At 69.5% G+C, this 1,645-nt stretch carries 2 protein-coding genes; both read left to right on the top strand.

The annotated features are described in order from the left end of the window. On the top strand, positions 1-310 hold a 310-nt coding region (locus H5T60_14750), incomplete at its 5' end, for a hypothetical protein (GenBank protein ID MBC7243691.1). Positions 311-394: 84 nt separating this feature from the next. Next, the coding region (locus tag H5T60_14745; GenBank protein ID MBC7243690.1) for a YfhO family protein at positions 395-1,645 on the top strand (1,251 nt) is incomplete at its 3' end.

Raw genomic sequence — 1,645 nt, 5'->3', positions numbered from 1 at the left:
GCTGGGGCCCAATGTGGTGCTGACCAACGCCCGCTATCCGTTGTCGGTGGGGGTCAAGGAGCGGCTGGAGGGGCCGGTCATCGGCCGGCGCGCCAAAATCGGCGCCAATACCACCATCCTGCCCGGCCGGCGCATCGGCGCCGACGCCCTCATCGGCGCTGGCTCTGTCGTCACCCACGACATCCCGCCGCGCGCCGTGGCCGCCGGCAATCCTGCCCGGGTCATCAAGAGCGTGGACGACCTCGGCGGGCTGTACCCGCCCGCCGAAGGGGAAGAGGGGCCGCCGGCGGGGGGACATCCTGCTTCATAAGGGGGGCTGGTTGACAGATCGCTTCGCGAGCCGTATAACCACTTCAGCACACTGCTCCTGGGAGAGTATGCAGAAAGGCACGCGATGATCCGTTCCCTGTCGGCCCGTCACCGCCATCTGCTGGCCGCCGGCCTGCTCCTGGCGCTCCCCTTCATCATGTTCTGGCGCATATGGTGGCCGGTCCCCGCCCTGCGCCAGGTCATCACCTACGGCGACTTCGTGGAACAGCACTACCTGATGCGCGTCTTCGTCGCCCGCGAGCTTTCGCACGGCCGGCTTCCCCTGTGGGACCCGTACACCTTCGGCGGACAGCCGGCCGTGGCCGCCACGCTGTTCCAGGTGTTCTATCCCCTGGGCCTGTGGCAGGTGCTTCTGCCAGACCCGCTTCCATTCCTGGCGCTGGAACTGGAGGTGCTGTTCCACCTGGGCCTGGCCGGCCTGTTCACCTACCTGTTCGTCCACCGCCTGACCCGCTCGTCCGGCGCCGGCCTGATCGCCGGCCTGGCCTTCGGCCTGGGCGGATGGCTCACTTCCTATCCCATGCAGCAGATCAACATCCTGGAGACGGCGGTCTGGCTGCCCCTGGGCCTCTGGCTGATGGAAGGAGCGGTGGAGCGGCGCTCCCTGGCCGGCCTGTTCCTCGCCGGCGCGGCGATGGGCATCAGCCTGCTGGCCGGCCATCCTCAGACCACGCTGTACATGGCCTACCTGGCCGGCGCGTATTTCCTCTTCCGCGCCCTGGGCCGGCGAGCCGGCTGGCGCTTCATCGCCGCCGGCGCCCTGCTGTTGCTGGTCGGCGCGCTGGGCATCAGCGCGGCGCAGTGGATCCCGGGCCTGGAGATGCACCGCATGTCGCCGCGCGCCGGCCTGACCTACGCGGATATCGCCCACGGGTTCCAATGGGCAGATCTGTTGGGCCTCCTGCGGGCCAGGCCGGGCGAATGGTCGCCGCTGTACGTGGGGCTTATTCCCCTACTGCTGGCGCTCGCCGGCCTGGCGGTGAAACGGCGGGGGCCGGCCCTTTTCTGGGGATCCGCCGCGCTGACCGCCCTGCTCCTCTCGCTGGGCGGGAACGGTTTCCTCTTTCCCATCGCGTACCGCATCCTGCCGGGGTTCAACCTGTTCCGCGATCAGGAGCGGCTGGCCTATATCGTCAGTTTTGCGCTGGCGGTGCTCGCCGGCTACGGCTATGCGGCGCTGGCCGGCCGATGGCATCGGGTGCGCCGCGCTCTGCCGGCTTTGCTGGCGCTCACCGCCCTGGACCTGTACCTGGCGCACGGCGGCGTCAACCTGCAGGCAGAGCCGCCCGAGGGATACTTCCCGGTGACGCCGGCG

This window comes from Anaerolineae bacterium, from assembly GCA_014360855.1.
In the GTDB taxonomy this organism is placed as follows: Bacteria; Chloroflexota; Anaerolineae; order JACIWP01; family JACIWP01; genus JACIWP01.
Note: the sequence above shows the minus strand (reverse complement) of the source record. Positions and strands in the feature narration are given on the sequence as shown.